Source organism: Stanieria cyanosphaera PCC 7437, assembly GCF_000317575.1.
Taxonomy (GTDB): Bacteria; Cyanobacteriota; Cyanobacteriia; order Cyanobacteriales; family Xenococcaceae; genus Stanieria; species Stanieria cyanosphaera.
Map to the genome: position 1 here is coordinate 3880370 of NC_019748.1, position 17014 is coordinate 3897383.

A 17014-nucleotide genomic window follows, 5' to 3' on the forward strand; every position below is an offset into this window, starting at 1 on the left:
TAGAAGATCCTAGCTAGACCGCTCTCACAATTAGGCATAAAAAGTAATTCAGTTCATTGCTGTTTACTTAAAACTGTCTTCCGTGGGGGCGGATAGTTTTTTTTAGTGACCAGTTATTCAGTTATCAGTAACTAGACGTAACATATTACTTCTGTACACTAGTCATCATTTATTTAATAGGGAATAGCTTTGATCAACCCAATGAAATAGCTTTTTATAGTTAACCTTTTTCAAAAAAGCTGTGATTTGTTCCAGGCTGAAACCAGAAAAATTATTGGCATACAACTACGCTACATAGATTTTTTGTATCTTACAATATAGATAAATAGAACGTTATATGGTAATGAACAACGCTCTATTTAAACATCGACACGAGGTGTGAGAAATAAATGTTAAAACTAAGCGCGTGGTCTTGGTTGGTTAATCCAGCCTATCTTGCTGTTGCTATTTTAATTCCAGCTACTGCGAATGCAACAGAAATTCCTTCAGATCAAGAAAATAAAGTATTAAATCAATTAGAAATCTATTCCCAAGAAGGACAAAGAGACTCTCTTAAACAAGTTACTAACGTCAATCAACTGCGAGATGTTTCTCCTACAGATTGGGCTTATGAAGCACTTCGTTCTTTAGTAGATCGTTATGGCTGTATTGCTGGATATCCTAATCAAACTTTTAGAGGGAATCAAGCCTTATCTCGTTACGAATTTGCTGCCGGTTTAAATAGCTGTTTAAATCAAATTGAACGTTTGATTGCTTCATCTGAATCTGTAGCCAGAGAAGATATTGAAACTCTTTCAAGATTAACCGAAGAATTCCAAACTGAACTCGCTACTTTAGGCGGAAGAGTAGACGATTTAGAAAGTCGCACTGCTTTCTTAGAAGATAATCAATTCTCTACTACTACTAAATTATCAGGAGAAGTAATTTTCGCTATAACTGACTCTTTTGGAGACAATGATGATAATCAAACAGTTTTAGGCGATCGCTTTCGTTTAAACTTTAATACTAGTTTTACTGGTAAAGATAAATTAGTCACTCGTTTAGCTGGAGGTAATTTAGATACTTTATTAGGCCCTACTAGCACTCAGACATTTAACCTTAACAACGACGAAGAGAATTCTAATAATGTCAGTGTTGATTGGTTGGCTTACTACTTCCCAATTGAATTAGGCGAAAAAACTCAATTAGATGTTTATACTGCTGCTTTTGGTGGTATTCACAGCGATTACGTTCCAACCCTCAATCCTTACTTTGAAGACTACGATGGTGGTAATGGTGCTTTATCGACCTTTGCTTCCGAAAGTCCAATTTATAGAATCGGTGCGGGTTCTGGTGCTGGCGTAAGTTTCAAATTTGGTTTGTTAGATAATCTTGTCGGCCCTAGTACCATAACCCTAGGTTACTTAGCAGGAGAAGCAGGAAATCCTTCAGAAGGGGCTGGTTTATTTAACGGTGATTTTGGTGCTTTAGCCCAACTTAATGTTGCTTTGAGTGATTCTATTAACCTTGGTGCTACTTATGTCAGAGGTTATAACGATGGTACACCTACCTTTGGCAATATTGTTGGTACTACCTTAGCTAATTTAGATGGAGTTCAAAAAACTACTAATACCTTTGGCGCACAAGCTACCTGGAAAGTTTCCGATGGAATTAATCTTAGTAGTTACTTTGCCTATCAAGATGTCAACGTTCAGGATGCTGATCTCGATGATGGTGAAGTTTGGACTTGGGGTGCTGGTATTGCTTTACCTGATTTTGGGAAAGAAGGTAATGTTTTGGGACTCTTTGCAGGTACACCACCTTATTTAGGAGATGCTGCTAGTAATAAAACTCCAATTCATGTAGAAGCTTTCTACAAATATCAAATCAACGATAACATCTCGATTACTCCTGGTGTAATTTGGTTACAAAATGCTGACCAAGGAATTAACGATGAAGATGATAGATTTATCGGTACTTTGAGAACTACGTTTACTTTCTAAATTTAAATTTAATTAATTCCTAACCTCGCCTTCTAGGTGGGGTTTTTTTTTTGATTAGGAAACAGAAAACAAATATTGCGATCAAGATAAAGTGAAATTAACAAGTTATTGAGATCTGGTTGTGGAACAATCTTTACTTCAACAAGGCAAAGAAAAAGCTCGTCAACAGAACTATCAAGGTGCGATCGCAGATTTTGATCAAGTGATTCGACTTAATCCCTATTTAGCAGAGGCTTATTTTCGTCGAGGATTGGCTTATGATCGTCTAACTAATTTTCATCAGGCGGTTTTTGATTATACTGAAGCTATTTCACGGGGTTACCGACTGGCAGATGTTTATTATGCTCGTGCTTTAGTTCGTTTTCAGTTACAGAATTTTATAGGGGCAAAAGAGGACGTTGAAGCAGCGATTTTAGCTAATCCTAAGTATGCTTCTGCTTATTTTCTTAAAGGTAAGATTGAGCAGAAAATGGCGATGAAAGAACTGGCAATTACTAGTTTTAAACAAGCTGCTAATTTATATCTGGAAGCTAAGGATGTTAATAATTGTCGGATTTGTTTGGACAAAATTAAGCAATTACAGTCTTCTTCAATTGAACTTTCTGCTTCTCAATCTTCATCGTTGAATGTTTTCCCTTCTCAGGAAGAAATGTTTACTCAGATTTTGCAAAAAGCAGAAGGAAATCCGATGGGTGCGATTGAAGATTTAAATTGGGTGATTAAAGCAGATGCTCAAGATGCTAGAGCTTATTGTTGTCGAGGCATGATCAAAAGTAAAATTGGTGACCGCCAAGGAGCGATCGCTGATCTTAATCAAGCTTTACAAATTGAGCCTCAACAATTAATTGCTCGTCGTCATCGTGGACAATTACGGTATCAATTAGGAGATATTGTTGGTGCGTTAGCTGATTTTGAGCAAGCATTAACAATCAATCCCCAAGATGAAGTTAGTTGTATCGGGCGAGGTAATGTCCGTAGCGCAATGGGTAATTATGAAGCTGCGATCGCAGATTTTGATCGAGCAATCGCAATTAATCCAGACAATCCTCACGTCTATGTGAGTCGCGCTCAAGCTTATGCTCATCAAGAAGAAATAGCCAAAGCGATCGCAGATTGGCAAACAGCAGCTAGTAAATTTGTCCTGAAGGCTGATTGGCAAAATTATCAAAAAACATTAGCTAGTTTGCAGAAATTCAACTCAGGTAGTTCTCAACCTCAGGAAGCAAATTCTTGCAATTTTGCTTTTTTAGAAACTATTGCACCAGAATTACTGACTTTAGCGATTTTAGCCGAACAATACTATCTCAGCGATCCAGTTACTTGTATAATTACTGTCAAACAATTTGCACAATTGCTCGCTCAATCTGTAGTCAGTAAAGTTCAACTGTATTCTCTGGTTAGTGAGTCTCAATTAGAATTACTTAGTCGTTTAGTTTATTCTGGTGTTCTCTCTCAAAAAATCTACTATCTTTTTAGTGAAATTGAACGTACGGGACAACAAACAACTCATCATTACTTGGGCGCTCGCGACCATCGGGAGCGAACCTCTCGCCATAAAGCATTAAAACAACTCCAAGCTGCGCGAGAAATAAGTGTCTGGTTTTATCGTAATTTTGGTGGCGAGCCGCATTTTCAACCAGAACCTTTTATCCCTCCAGATCGTTTCTGATGAGCCTAAAATTAGGATTTTTTATTGGTTAAAGTGACACATCAGGTAATAATGAGAACAGGTTGATTAATAAAGATCAAAGACATGGTACAGACGGACGAAAAATTAGTAGAACAGGAACAAACACCTGTATTTGATGAAGTCGAAGCAGACTCGCGGAGTACCTTCGACCTAAATAGTTATCTGAAACAACAAAAAATTTTGGTTGAACAAGCTTTAGATAGTTCTCTCCCTATTAATCAACCAGCAAAGATTTATGAAGCGATGCGCTATTCCCTTCTAGCTGGCGGTAAGCGGTTGCGTCCTATTCTTTGTTTAGCTACTTGCGAGCTTACTGGAGGTAGTAATGAAATGGCGATTCCTACCGCTTGTGCTTTAGAGATGATTCACACCATGTCTTTGATTCATGATGATTTACCTGCTATGGATAATGACGATTATCGTCGAGGTAAATTGACTAATCATAAAGTTTATGGCGAAGATATTGCGATTCTCGCTGGAGATGGACTGCTTGCTTATGCTTTTGAATACGTAGCTACTCAGACTAAAAACGTACCAGCAGAACGCATTGTCAAAGTAATCGCTCGTTTGGGTAGAACTGTTGGTGCAGAAGGTTTAGTAGGTGGTCAGGTTTTAGACTTAGAATCTGAAGGCAAAAGCGATATTTCCGCCGAGACACTTACCTTTATTCACACTCATAAAACTGGTGCTTTGTTAGAAGCTTCAGTTGTATCTGGAGCAATTTTATCAGGAGCATCAGAAGAAGATTTAGCAAGATTATCTAAGTATGCTCAAAATATTGGGTTAGCCTTTCAAATTATTGATGATATTCTTGATATTACAGCTACAGATGAGCAATTAGGCAAAACTGCTGGTAAAGATTTACAAGCACAAAAAGCAACTTATCCTAGTTTGTGGGGTATCGAAAAATCTCAACATCAAGCTGAAAAATTAATTAATGAAGCCATCGCCCAATTAAAACCTTACGGAAACAAAGCCAAACCTTTAGAAGCGATCGCACGATTTATTGTTACCCGCAACAATTAAAATTACTATTGATTAAGATTACTACTAATGTTGTTGAGGCAATAAGAAACAAATCATGCAGGAAGTGACTGACATTTTTCATAATCAGATTCTTTTGGTTGCTATCCTGGCTTGTTTTACGGCTCAAGGATTTAAACTGATTATTGAATTAATTAGAAATCGTAAAGTCAATTTTCGTTATTTGGTAACGACAGGAGGAATGCCAAGCGCGCATTCTGCTTTGGTCGGGGCTTTGGCAACCAGCATTGGCAAAACAATGGGATGGTCTTCTCCAGAATTTGCGATCGCTTGTCTGTTTGCGGTGATTGTGATGTATGATGCAGCAGGAGTTCGCCAAGCAGCAGGGAAACAAGCAAAACTTCTTAATCAAATTGTGGATGAAATTTTTCAAGAAGGTCACAATGTCAATGAAGAACGGTTAAAAGAACTGCTCGGACATACACCTTTTCAAGTTTTAGTAGGTTTAATTTTAGGAATTAGTATTTCTATACTATCTTTTCGAGGAATGTGATGAAGTTTGAGGATTTTAAAACTGCTTAGAATGAATGATTGAGCCAAATTGAGCTAAATTGTACGAGCAACTTGACAGGCAGAAAGATAGAAAAGTTGCAGATTATCACCGCAATTATTGATTATTTTTTCTTTCAATCCTGTAAATAAATCATTTTTAATCTGGGGTTCTAAATTTAAATAAGGTGACATCGTATTTAGAAGAGTTAAATAATGATCAATGCTGTAATTAGCTTCGCAAGGAAACTGTTGGGTTACTAATTCGCCAAATTTGCCTGAATTAAGGACATGATCGGCAAATATATTTAAATATTTTTGATTTTCTTTGCCTTCATATTTAAACAATAATGGTGCATATTGTTGATAAACTTCTGCTAATAACTGAGAGATTTCCTCAGAAGGTTCAGGATTCATATTCCATAACAAAATTAAATGACCACGATCTTTTAAAGATTGGCTTGCTTTATCGTAGCTAATTTCTGGAGGAAGCCAATGCCAAGAATTAGCTGCTAAAACTGCATCGAATTTTTCAGGTATAAGTTGCCATTCTTCAAGGGAAGTGTTGATAATTTCTACCTGGGGATAATTGTGACAATTTTGTCTTGCTAACTGACAAAAATCTTGATTGGGTTCGAGACATATCATTGAAAAACCTAGTTTAGCAAAGGCTACAGTTGCATTACCAGGTCCACATCCTATTTCTAAAATCTTAGTTGTTTCAGGATTGAGATGAGCTAATTTTATGGCACTAGCAATTATTTCCTGACTATAACCAGGTCTAACTTGATTGTAAGCTTCTGCTACTGATGAATACCAACTTTTTCTTTGTTTAAGGTTTTCTTTGGTAAATTCTAAAAACCAAGGATTTAAATGATTTTCAGTCATTTATTGTTTTTTAAGTATAAATTTTCAAATTTTTTTTACCAGACTAGTAAAAGAGCTTTCAATCTTTAGAAAAAAGGCTCAATCCAGCAAAACAAATTACAATATGGAATGATCTGTAAGAACAGAAAAATATTTCTAGTTTAAGATAGCTTTTTGTTCTCCTGCTTTACAATCCTTATCCTCTACTTAGATAATAGTCAGGCTGCAATAATTAATCTAATTGTAAATCAGTCATGTCTGCTTCAGTTTCAGAGTCAAATTTTGAATGGTTATCGCGGGGGACAAGTGAAATTTTTCCTAATCAACCAAATTCTGAGGATGCGGATGAAAATTTGATTCAACGCATTCTCAAAAGCGATCGCCATTTACGGATTAAACTAGGAATAGATCCGACGGGTACAGATATCCATCTTGGTCACAGTATCCCATTTCGTAAGTTACGCGCGTTTCAAGATGCAGGACATACGGCGGTGGTAATTATTGGGGATTTTACCGCTCAAATTGGCGATCCAACAGGAAAATCTGAGGTACGTCGTCAGCTTACTACGGAAGAAGTGAAACAAAATGCCCAAACTTATTTAGAACAACTACGTCCGATTTTAGATTTTGATACGCCTGATAGATTGGAAATTCGCTACAACTCAGAATGGTTGGGTAAGTTAAATCTTGTTCAAATTCAGGAATTACTAGCTACAATGACTGTAGGACAAATGTTGGCTAAAGAAGGTTTTGCCGAACGTTATAGCCAAGAAAAACCGATTTTCCTGCACGAATTTCTCTATCCTCTGATGCAAGGTTACGACTCTGTAGCGGTAGAAGCAGATGTGGAGTTAGGAGGAACTGATCAAAAGTTTAATATTGCAGTAGGGCGAGATTTACAGAGACATTTTGGTAAAAGAACTCAATTCGGTTTGTTATTGCCAATTTTACTGGGAACTGATGGAACGCAAAAGATGTCCAAGTCTCTGAATAACTATGTGGGATTAAGGGAAGATGCGCTTTCGATGTATTCTAAGTTAGAAAAAACGCCTGATAATCTTTTAAAAGATTACTTTGAATTACTGACCAATTTAGACTTAAATCAATTACCAGACAATCCTAGAGAATGCCAAAAGCTGTTAGCAATTGAAGTAGTATCTCAATTTCATGGGTTAGAAGCAGCTAAAGATGCCCAAAAAACTGCTGAACAGATTGTTTTACAAGGTAATACCACAATAGGCGACAGCGTACCCGAATATTCTCTCTCTCAAGTAGAATTTCCTGCCAAATTGTTTTATATTTTGGGTGCAAGTGGTTTGTGTCAAAGTAGTGGCGAAGGCAGAAGACAAATACAAGGTGGTGCAGTTCGCTTAGAAGGCGATCGCATTTCGGATGTTAATCTGACTTTCAATGCTGCTGAAGAATTAACAGGAAAAGTTTTACAAGTAGGTAAGAAGAAATTTATTCGCTTAATTGATTAACTAATGACTAAAAATAAAATTATTGTTCCTTTAGATGTCTCTAATTTAGCGGACGCGATCGCTCTTGTGGAAAAATTACCCCAGGTTAGCTTTTGGAAAGTTGGCTTAGAACTATTTGTCGCAACGGGTAGTGATATTTTAAAGTTTTTAAAATATCAACAAAAACAAATTTTCCTCGATCTCAAATTCCATGATATTCCCAATACAGTAGCAGGTGCTTGTCGTTCGGCAAGTCAATACGAAGTAGATTTATTAACTCTTCATGCGACTGCTGGCAAAAAAGCTTTACAAGCTGCGGTTGAAGCAATTAATACTGCGGAAAAACCACCGAAATTATTAGCAATTACAGTCTTAACTAGTTTTAGTTCTAGAGAATTAGCTTTTGACCTCAAAATACCTTTAGAATTACCAGAATACGCCTTACAAATGGCGATTTTAGCTCAAGAATCAGGGATTGATGGGGCAGTATGTTCTCCTCAAGAAGTTTCCCAATTGCGAGAAGTTTGTGGCAAGGACTTTTTATTAGTATGTCCTGGAGTACGTCCCAGTTGGGCAAAAGCAGGGGATCAAAGTCGGGTAATGACTCCTTTAGAAGCAATTAAAGCTGGTGCAGATTATTTAGTTATTGGTCGTCCAATTACGGCTGCTGAAAACCCAGTGGAAGCTTGGGAAAGAATTTGCACTGAAATAGAGACGTAATATGTTACTTCTATCCAAAAATTAATCAAACAACCTAGTATTTTAATGCTAAATAATCGATGTTTGGCTATATTTACGCTTGTTTTTACACTATTAATTCCTCATAAATTGGTAAGTAGTCAGTCAATAATAAATACCAATAATAGTTGTCCTGCTGACATTAAAACTCTAACCTCTTTATTATTAAAAGATTTACCTAATTATGCTAATCGGGTTATTCAAACTACTCAAAATTTAAATCAAGCAGCAGGAATTGAAACTTATATTATTACCGCAGGAAAAGCGGAATATGAACCACTAAATTTACCTCAGCTTCAATACGATCCGATTACTTCAGAGTCACCTGAACAAGTCTTTTTTACTGTTTTAGAAAGACAATATTCAAACAATCAAAAATTAGAAAGACAAACATTTCATTGGTTGTTTTTAACTTCTAGTGATGATGGTTGGTATCTAGTGACAATGTATTCTCGTTTTGGTAAATCTGGGCAAGAAAATATTCCCACACCACCCCAAGAAAGTAGTAATGGAATTATTGGTCAAGCGGTAAGTAGGTGGTTACGCGATTGTCGTGCAGGTTTAATTTCTTAGCTAATAAAATTTTTGAATTTTGTACAAACCTAATATATTACGTTTCTACTTTTCATCCTAGGTAGCTTGTTGAAAAACCCACTGAGTCAAACCTGGAAATAAACGATACAATGTTGCAGGAAATTTAGCTGAACCGACAATAATTTCTGCTTGAGGATGTTTAACCGCCTGCCAAATTGCTTTAGCCACATCTTCTGATGAACTTGCCAAAGGACTATTCATGAATTTTTCCATTTGTTCGGCTTGTTGATTGTCTGTATTGCCTTCTTTGTTCTTAAAAACTGCCCGTTCGAGAAAACTAGTTTTAGTAACACTAGGATGAACTCCACAGACATGAATTCCTGAAGGTTCTAATTCTAAACGAAGAGTTTCCGATAATCCCGCGATCGCGTGTTTAGTAGTACAATAGGCACTCATGTTAGGAAGGGGAACTTTACTTCCAAATGAACCTACGTTGATAATTGTTCCTTGTTGACGTGAGAGAAAATGAGGCAGTAAGGTTTTGATAGTATAGATATAACTCCAAAGATTAACATTAATAATTTGTTGCCATTCTTCAATTGTGGTTTGCACCATTGGCGCAGACATACAAATTCCTGCATTATTAACTAAGACATCAATATGATAAAAATTTGCCAAAGCTTGATTCACTAAATTAGTTACTGCATCACGGTCACTAACATCGGTGGGAATAGCTAACACTTTGCGATTTAGTAGACGAATTTCTTCTGCTACTTGAGCTAGTTTTTCCGAATTACGAGCAGCAATAACCACATCGTAGCCTTTTTGAGCAAATAACAAAGCAGTTGCTTTACCAATTCCTTGAGATGCACCAGTAATTAGGACAGTAGAAACCATAGTTGTAATTAAAATTAGTTGATGATTAAAATGTTGGTCAATTTGAGCAGAACTTAGTCAAAAAAAAGCCAAAATTAAACGAAAAAATGCTTATTTTTTCAGCTTTTCATCTATTTTAAATAGATAATTTATTTATGCCATGTTGTACTAGAATTAAAAACTCAATTTTGACAAGATTTTTTCCAGTATCTTGTCAGCCTAAAAAACCTAGATGCTTAATAATTTGATCGAACTAAATAAGTTTAACAAAGTTTATTTTTTTTTCCTATCTCTGGCGATGCCTTAACAAATAATTAAAAGCACAAAACTAAATTTATTATTTTATTTAAAGCTAAAGCGATCGCGTTATAACTATTTTTCTATCTTAATTATTATAAAAATTTAATTCTAAAGCGATCGCTCTTGCTCAACATTGCTAACGTTTATCTTCGATTACATAAACATCAGGGCGACTATAACCAGTTTGATTAGGTTTGTGGATTGAAACAGAAAGGACAGCTATGCGAAATTTTTTGGCGAGCAAAAGACGGTAAGCATTGACACAAGCCGTATCTACGCCAGCTACAAGAGAAGACATTCCCAATATTAAACTGAAAGTTTCGCACTGCTCAATTAATTGCTCAAAGGCTGTGGCTGATTTGGCTGCTGCTAATTTAACATAACAACTTTCTTTAGCTGCTTCTGAACCTGTTCCGTAATGACAAATAGCAAATCCAATTAATCCCGTATCATCCCAGATCAATAATGTATCTCCAAGGAAGCGTTGTTGTACGAGAAGAATTTCCGAACGCCAATCTAATCCTTCATAAATCTGATCTGTTAATTGATACGCAGCATTTAAACTCTCTGCTTGTTGCTCACTAGAAAGTTGAGAATATCTTATGGCTTTTAGTGGTTGTGATTGAATCAATAAAACAGATTTAGTACATAAAGCAATTAAAAATCGAGGTTCAGCACCAAATTTTCCGTAAAAATAGATATGTTTAGGGCTGTTGGCATGGGTACAAAAGATAATCTGCTGGCTTTTCCATTCGTCAAACTTTGACCAAGAGGCAGTGATTAATTGAGAACCAATACCTTGATCCCAATAATCAGGATGGGTAACAATCGGACCAAAGCCTGCACAACTTCCCCAATTAGCCAGCATACAGAAACCAATTAGTTGGTCATCTGCTTTGGCAGCAAATGCTCCTAAAGGCTCTCGATACCAACGAGATGTATATTCTGCTCCATTGCCAAAGTTCATCGGCTCTGAAAGTCCTAAAAAAGTGCCAAAGGAAAGTCGCAAGAGTTTTTCTGCTTTCGGTAACTCGCTTTCTTGCAATAAACTAATTTTGATAGAATTCATCATGAGGCTCTGTTTAAAAGGCTTTTTTTATTATCAAGCTTTGACAAGGCTTAATGGTTTTAGAGTATTTTTAATTGATTTAAAAACAATTATTCTAAAAATAGTTTAGCAATGGAATTTTTTAAATATTTATTGATAATTAGTTGAATAATTATGATCATTATCTTGGGTGGAGCGTTTACTAAAACTAACACTATTCATATAAGCAATGCCACGATAAATAAAATATTTTAGATTAGTTACTGATTTTACTTCTACTTCTGCACAACGTTTAGTTTGATATTCTTGTCCACGATATTTAACTGTGGTTTCAGTTGTAGTGGTTGCCACATTATGATTAGATTGATACCGAATACCACGATAAGTAAGGTGCATAATTTACTCCTCATTGATTGCAAAATTTCTAATTAATATATAGGCAGTAAAACCGAGCGATATGCATTTAAACGGTTTTCAGTTCCATGAATTAAAGCAAACCTCTAGATTTTTATTGGTCGCTCCGCGCGTCATCATCGAGGTTGATTATTCATCCCCCATAATTAGTAACTGGTAACTGCTCCAAGGTGAAGCAACAATCAACTTGTTACAATCAAAACAGTCTTGCCTTGCTCAGATTATGCTCGAATTTACATCTTGTTTGAGGTTACGCGAATGCGGTTTAATAAATGAGTTAGCTGATTCTGTCAAACCCAGATATAGTATCGGTGAGCATTTTGCCTAAAATAGTTGAGCAATATCTGCTATTAGTTATTTAGAGAACTATAAATAATACTATGGATAAAACTAGCGATCTCCACGTTGTTGAAACTAGACCTTTATTAAGCCCTGCATTTATTAAAAGTGAATTTCCTTTGACTGAAAAAGCAGCTAGCTTAGTTACTAAAACTCGCGATCGCATTCGTGATATTTTAACAGGTAAGGATCAAAGAGTATTGGTAGTAGTAGGTCCTTGCTCAATTCATGATATCAAAGCAGCCGAAGAATACGGTGAAAGATTAACTCGCTTGCGAGATGAATTAGAAAATGAACTTGAAATTGTGATGCGGGTTTATTTTGAAAAACCTCGTACTACAGTCGGCTGGAAAGGACTAATCAACGATCCTCATCTTGATAATAGTTACGATATTAATACAGGATTAAGACTGGCTAGACAATTACTACTAGATTTAGCTCATCTGGATTTACCCGCAGCGACAGAATTACTGGATCCTATTACACCTCAGTATATTGCTGATTTAATTTGTTGGACAGCGATCGGTGCCAGAACAACGGAAAGTCAAATTCATCGTCAAATGGCTTCTGGTTTATCGATGCCTGTGGGTTATAAAAATGGTACTGATGGCAGTCTTAATGCAGCAGTTAATGCCATGCTGGCTGCTACTACTCCTCATCATTTCCTAGGAATTAATATGGATGGATTGGCTAGTATTGTTACAACTACTGGTAATCCCGATGGACATTTAGTCTTAAGGGGTGGTGGCAATCGCCCTAATTACTATGTAGAAGATCTAAAATCAGCAGCCCATTCGCTTGAGAAAAAAGGTTTGAATCATCGTCTGATGATTGATTGTAGTCATGGCAATAGTAGTAAAGATTATAGTCGTCAACCTTTAGTCTTAGATGAGATCGCTCAACAAATAGAAGCAGGTTGTTTAGATATTATGGGTGTAATGATTGAAAGTCATTTAGTGGCAGGCAATCAATCTCTGTCTAATAACACTCAGTCTCTGGTTTATGGTCAAAGTATTACTGATGCTTGTGTTGATTGGGAAACTACCAAAAAGATGTTACGTTCTTTCGCAACCTCTATAGCTAAAGGTAGACCGACAATTGCCAAAAATCAAGCGTTTATGACAGTAAAATAACTATTTTAGGATTATTAAACAAATTTTAGTTGTGATTAGGCAGCTTTTAACTGTTTAACTAAATGAATCAACCTGAAGCTCTGAAAATCTTACTAGAAGCAGTTGCATCTGGTCAAATCGAGCCGACTACCGCTTTAGAAAAACTCAAACATTTCAGCTTTGAACCTGTAGGCGAATTTGCTAAAATCGACCACCATCGTCAGTTAAGAACAGGTTTTCCTGAAGTAATTTGGGGTTCGGGCAAAACTACCGAACAAATTGCTGCAATTATTCAAGCGATGCGACAAAAAGCATCTGTGGTTATGGCAACTAGAATTGAACAAGATGTTGCCGAACAATTACAAGCAGAAATTGACGGTTTGGTTTACTATCCTTTGGCTCGAATTTGTGCTTTATCTACCTCAGAAACAATCGTAACCCATCCTGGAATAATTTCTATTCTCACTGCGGGTACGGCAGATCTGCCTGTAGCAGAAGAGGCAGCTATCACAGCACAGCTTTGTGGTTTTAAAGTAAAAAGACTGTGGGATATTGGAGTAGCAGGAATTCATCGTCTGTTGAGTCATCGTCAAGTAATTTATGAAGCTAATGTTTTGATTGTGGTAGCTGGAATGGAGGGCGCATTACCTAGTGTAGTAGCTGGCATGGCAGATTGCCCCGTGATTGGAGTTCCAACTAGCATTGGTTATGGAACAAGTTTTGGCGGTGTTGCGCCTTTATTAACTATGTTGAATTCTTGTGCGACAGGTATTGGGGTAGTCAATATTGATAATGGTTTTGGTGCAGCTATGTTAGCTGGGCAAATTTTACGAACAGCAAGTAAATTAAGTAAGAATTAAATAGTTAATTAATTACTTGAAAGCTTATGGAATCAATTCTGGCTAACACTTTAGATATCTTTAATAAACATAGCGGTTGGATTGTTTGGAACTTATTTTTGGCTTTTATTCCCTTGGTTTTGAGTGTTTGGTTATTTCGTTGGCATAGACATATCAGATCTCGTTCTTTGATTTGGTGGTTGGGTTTTATTTGCTACTTTGCCTTTTTACCTAATGCTCCTTATTTATTAACAGATATTATTCATTTAATTGGAGCAATTCGTGCCAATTATTCGATTTGGATTATTACCCTGGTTTTCTTTCCTCTTCATTTATCTGCGATCGCTTTAGGTGGAGAAGCTTATGTAATTTCTTTAATTAATCAAAGTTATTATCTCAAAAGAATAGGATATAAAAAATACATTTTTTGGACAGAGTTACTAACTCATTTTTTATCTGCGATCGGAATTTATTTAGGAAGATTTTTACGTTTTAATAGTTGGGATATTATCACTCAACCTAATGTTTTATTTACTTCCAGTATCGACAATTTAACTCAACGAGTACCCGTGTTAGTTATCTTTGTCACCTTTGCAATTTTAACTGTATTTTATTTGTTAATGAAACAAGTTACTCTGGGTATAATGTTACGTTTACGTCAAATTATCATTGAAAATGATCATTTTAGATTGAAGGATTAAACGTCGATTTTTAATCTTTAATAAAAATAATAATGAGTGCAATTTTTGCACTCTTTTTACCTAAAATCAGAACTACAAATTATTAATTTTTAATAGATTGTTCTTGATTAACCTGCTGAAATAACTTAGCAACTTCTGCGACTTCAAAAGTATAGTTTCTACGATAAAGACCTTGTTGATGTCGAATTTTAGTTAAATGTTTTTCAATATTATCAACTGTAATTAAATCACCAAAATCTTCAGGTGCATCATCTACTGATTCAGGATAACGTACCACAATATCTAGCAATAAATTACCCAATCTCCGATTGTAATGAGAAGATTCTAAATACCATTGCATTTTGGTTTTATCTCCCCGAGGAGGAATAGCTTCAGTAGTAATATTGTTATAACCACTAAAATCCCAAAACGTAGGTGAAGTCTGATTGAAACGTTCTGCTTCCTCTTTAACTATAGTTACTAAATCTCGTTTCCATTGTTCAAAAGTAGGAAACAGTTCCATAATAGCCATAGCTTCTAAATGTCGTGCATGAACAGGTGAAATAAATAAACGCAGTTCAATCCCATTAGCTAAACAATCAGCCACAATTTCCCGAAACAATTTTAATCGCTGTTGGCTATCAGTATATCCAGCATAAGTTTCTTGATTGGAAAAAAAATTATTTTTTAAAATATTGTCAAAGGCTTGGCGATGCTCTAAATCTTCGCTTTCTTGTTCTATAAAACCACCTATTTCATTTAAAACTTTTCCTTGTTTGTTACTCTGAATTGTTTCAATACTATACTCCAATTTATACAGTGAAATAAACTCTGTTACTTTACTAAATAAATTATTTTTAGACGAAAATCTAGATTTATAAAAATCTCCAGAAACAGTTCTCTTGTTGGAAAAAGCTAAAAAATCAAGTGAAAAAATTACTACATCTAGGTCTTGATTTTGACGGGTATATTGATAAGCTTGGTAAATTTCGTACATATTTGTCCCAGTTAATCCCAAATTGTAAACTTTTCGTTCAGAAAATACTGAATGTTGGGGATTGAGGGCATAAACTGCACGAGATGTACCTAAAATAATCGTGTCATAACTATTATGTCGAATATCATTAGCCTTTTTTCTACGACCACCTTGCCTATAAGCGACCACTTTTTCACTATTAATCCCTTTAATTTCTGCTAGACGGAAATCGCCATAGGGATCGATCGCTAAATTAAAAGTTAATATGGCTATTAATAGTAAACTTGAACAGCCAAAAAATTTGATTAGATAGCTCTTGAATTTTTGGTTAACTCCCATGCTAAATTGATTTTCACAACAGTTATTACTATAAATTGTTTACGGTTAAAGATTGGGTATAATCTTCATTTACGCTTATCTAAATTATTGATGACCGATGAACAAATTAATGATTATTTAACTTGAAAGAATATCAGAGAGAAAGTATGAAATCAGGTTTGCTTAAACAGTTGAATGTAATGATTGATCAGGGGACGCGGAGAGAATTTATGTTAGGTGATTATCAACTATTGAGATGAAAAGTCAAAACTCTTGATTACTATTTTTCACATTAAACTTTAAAATAGCAAAAATAAATTCTCACCTAACTTATAAGAAATAATGACTGAAACTTGCTGGTGTTGTTACTATAAGGCGTGTCATTAGATTTTTCCATGCCATGACCACAACCAGAATTAGATTGTCTCGTCGTTTTCGTCCTAATTTGTCGCTAATTTTAACTTTTGTAGGTTTAATTATTAGCATCGGCTTTATTCTCATCGCTTTGCTTGCCCCGACTTTACAAACTTGGGGCTGGATCCAAGATCCAACAGCATCTCTAATTAATCCGATTCATCAACCACCAGGATCGTCTTATTGGTTTGGGACAACTCGTCAAGGCTATGATGTTTTTGCTAGGACTTTATTTGGTACGCAAGCAGCTTTAAAAGTCGTAATTCTGGCGACTACGATTAGTTTGATTTTGGGTGTTCCTGTAGGTTTAGTTAGTGGTTATTTAGGCGGAAAAGTCGATAAAATCCTGTTATTTTTGATGGATACGATTTATACCCTACCAGGATTGCTTTTATCAGTTACTCTTGCTTTCGTGGTTGGTCAGGGAGTATTTAATGCAGCGATCGCTCTTAGTATTGCTTATATTCCTCAATATTATCGTCTTGTTCGTAATCATACTACTAGCGTTAAGACAGAATTATTTATTGAAGCAGCGCAAGCAATGGGTGCTTCTACCAGTCGAGTTTTATCGCGTTATCTGTTTTGGAATGTAATTCAAAGTGTTCCTGTTTTATTTACCCTCAATGCAGCCGATGCCATTTTAATTTTAGGTGGTTTGGGATTTTTGGGTTTGGGGTTACCTCCAGAAGTACCAGAATGGGGTCACGATCTCAGATTGGCCTTAGATGCTTTACCTACAGGGATTTGGTGGTCAGCTACTTTTCCTGGTTTAGCCATGACTTTGATGGTAACAGGATTGTCTTTAGTAGGAGAAGGTTTGAGTGAGTTTTTGAATCCTAAATCGCGTTAACAGTTATCAGTGACCAGTTAGCAGTTGCTAATTACTAACGAATA

The 17014-nt window shown here is 35.8% G+C and carries 16 protein-coding genes; 11 read left to right on the forward strand and 5 right to left on the reverse strand.

From position 1 onward, the window contains the following. Positions 1-389: 389 nt before the first annotated feature. The 4 genes from STA7437_RS16840 to STA7437_RS16855 all read left to right on the forward strand — a co-directional run bounded on the left by STA7437_RS16840 (position 390) and on the right by STA7437_RS16855 (position 5209). Positions 390-1982, forward strand: a complete 1593-nt coding sequence (locus STA7437_RS16840; RefSeq protein ID WP_015194594.1) for an iron uptake porin — start codon at positions 390-392, stop codon at positions 1980-1982. Positions 1983-2103: 121 nt separating this feature from the next. After that, positions 2104-3651, forward strand: coding sequence for a tetratricopeptide repeat protein (locus tag STA7437_RS16845; RefSeq protein WP_015194595.1), 1548 nt, complete (start codon positions 2104-2106; stop codon positions 3649-3651). 84 nt (positions 3652-3735) lie between these two features. After that, on the forward strand, positions 3736-4698 hold the full coding sequence (gene crtE / locus STA7437_RS16850; protein WP_015194596.1) for a geranylgeranyl diphosphate synthase CrtE: 963 nt from the start codon (positions 3736-3738) through the stop codon (positions 4696-4698). 55 nt (positions 4699-4753) lie between these two features. Next, complete coding sequence (locus STA7437_RS16855) at positions 4754-5209, forward strand: divergent PAP2 family protein (RefSeq protein WP_015194597.1); 456 nt, start codon at positions 4754-4756, stop codon at positions 5207-5209. 53 nt (positions 5210-5262) lie between these two features. Here the strand turns inward: STA7437_RS16855 and STA7437_RS16860 are convergent, their stop codons facing one another. Then, positions 5263-6093, reverse strand: coding sequence for a class I SAM-dependent methyltransferase (locus tag STA7437_RS16860; RefSeq protein ID WP_015194598.1), 831 nt, complete (start codon positions 6091-6093; stop codon positions 5263-5265). Between the two features lie 233 nt (positions 6094-6326). On the opposite strand from STA7437_RS16860, the gene tyrS reads away from it, so the two are divergent. From tyrS to STA7437_RS16875, 3 genes are read left to right on the forward strand one after another with little or no spacing between them, the layout of a single operon-like run. Next, positions 6327-7553, forward strand: coding sequence for a tyrosine--tRNA ligase (tyrS, locus tag STA7437_RS16865; RefSeq protein WP_015194599.1), 1227 nt, complete (start codon positions 6327-6329; stop codon positions 7551-7553). Positions 7554-7556: 3 nt separating this feature from the next. After that, positions 7557-8252: an orotidine-5'-phosphate decarboxylase gene (gene pyrF, locus STA7437_RS16870; protein WP_015194600.1), complete on the forward strand. Its 696-nt coding sequence runs from the start codon at positions 7557-7559 to the stop codon at positions 8250-8252. Positions 8253-8297: 45 nt separating this feature from the next. Then, on the forward strand, positions 8298-8843 hold the full coding sequence (locus STA7437_RS16875) for a hypothetical protein (protein ID WP_015194601.1): 546 nt from the start codon (positions 8298-8300) through the stop codon (positions 8841-8843). A 57-nt stretch (positions 8844-8900) separates the two neighbouring features. Here STA7437_RS16875 and STA7437_RS16880 read toward each other — a convergent pair whose 3' ends face one another. The 3 genes from STA7437_RS16880 to STA7437_RS16890 form a co-directional block, all read right to left on the reverse strand. Then, complete coding sequence (locus STA7437_RS16880; protein WP_015194602.1) at positions 8901-9701, reverse strand: SDR family NAD(P)-dependent oxidoreductase; 801 nt, start codon at positions 9699-9701, stop codon at positions 8901-8903. 415 nt (positions 9702-10116) lie between these two features. Then, positions 10117-11052, reverse strand: a complete 936-nt coding sequence (locus STA7437_RS16885) for a GNAT family N-acetyltransferase (RefSeq protein ID WP_245562043.1) — start codon at positions 11050-11052, stop codon at positions 10117-10119. A gap of 126 nt (positions 11053-11178) precedes the next feature. Then, the gene (locus tag STA7437_RS16890; protein ID WP_015194604.1) at positions 11179-11424 is read right to left on the reverse strand and encodes a DUF4278 domain-containing protein; all 246 of its coding nucleotides are present in this window, start codon (positions 11422-11424) and stop codon (positions 11179-11181) included. Positions 11425-11822: 398 nt separating this feature from the next. Between STA7437_RS16890 and STA7437_RS16895 the strand changes: the two genes are divergently transcribed. The 3 genes from STA7437_RS16895 to STA7437_RS16905 all read left to right on the forward strand — a co-directional run bounded on the left by STA7437_RS16895 (position 11823) and on the right by STA7437_RS16905 (position 14433). Then, positions 11823-12914 (forward strand): 3-deoxy-7-phosphoheptulonate synthase, encoded by a 1092-nt coding sequence (locus STA7437_RS16895; protein WP_015194605.1) that lies wholly within the window; start codon positions 11823-11825, stop codon positions 12912-12914. 62 nt (positions 12915-12976) lie between these two features. Then, entirely contained in the window at positions 12977-13753 is a 777-nt protein-coding gene (gene larB / locus STA7437_RS16900) for a nickel pincer cofactor biosynthesis protein LarB (protein WP_015194606.1), read from the forward strand. Between the two features lie 26 nt (positions 13754-13779). Continuing rightward, entirely contained in the window at positions 13780-14433 is a 654-nt protein-coding gene (locus tag STA7437_RS16905; RefSeq protein WP_015194607.1) for a DUF1361 domain-containing protein, read from the forward strand. 82 nt (positions 14434-14515) lie between these two features. Here the strand turns inward: STA7437_RS16905 and STA7437_RS16910 are convergent, their stop codons facing one another. Then, positions 14516-15727 (reverse strand): hypothetical protein, encoded by a 1212-nt coding sequence (locus STA7437_RS16910; protein WP_015194608.1) that lies wholly within the window; start codon positions 15725-15727, stop codon positions 14516-14518. Between the two features lie 379 nt (positions 15728-16106). Between STA7437_RS16910 and STA7437_RS16915 the strand changes: the two genes are divergently transcribed. Continuing rightward, positions 16107-16970 carry an ABC transporter permease gene (locus STA7437_RS16915; protein WP_015194609.1) on the forward strand — a complete coding sequence of 288 codons (864 nt, stop codon included), beginning with the start codon at positions 16107-16109 and terminating at the stop codon, positions 16968-16970. Positions 16971-17014 lie beyond the last annotated feature (44 nt).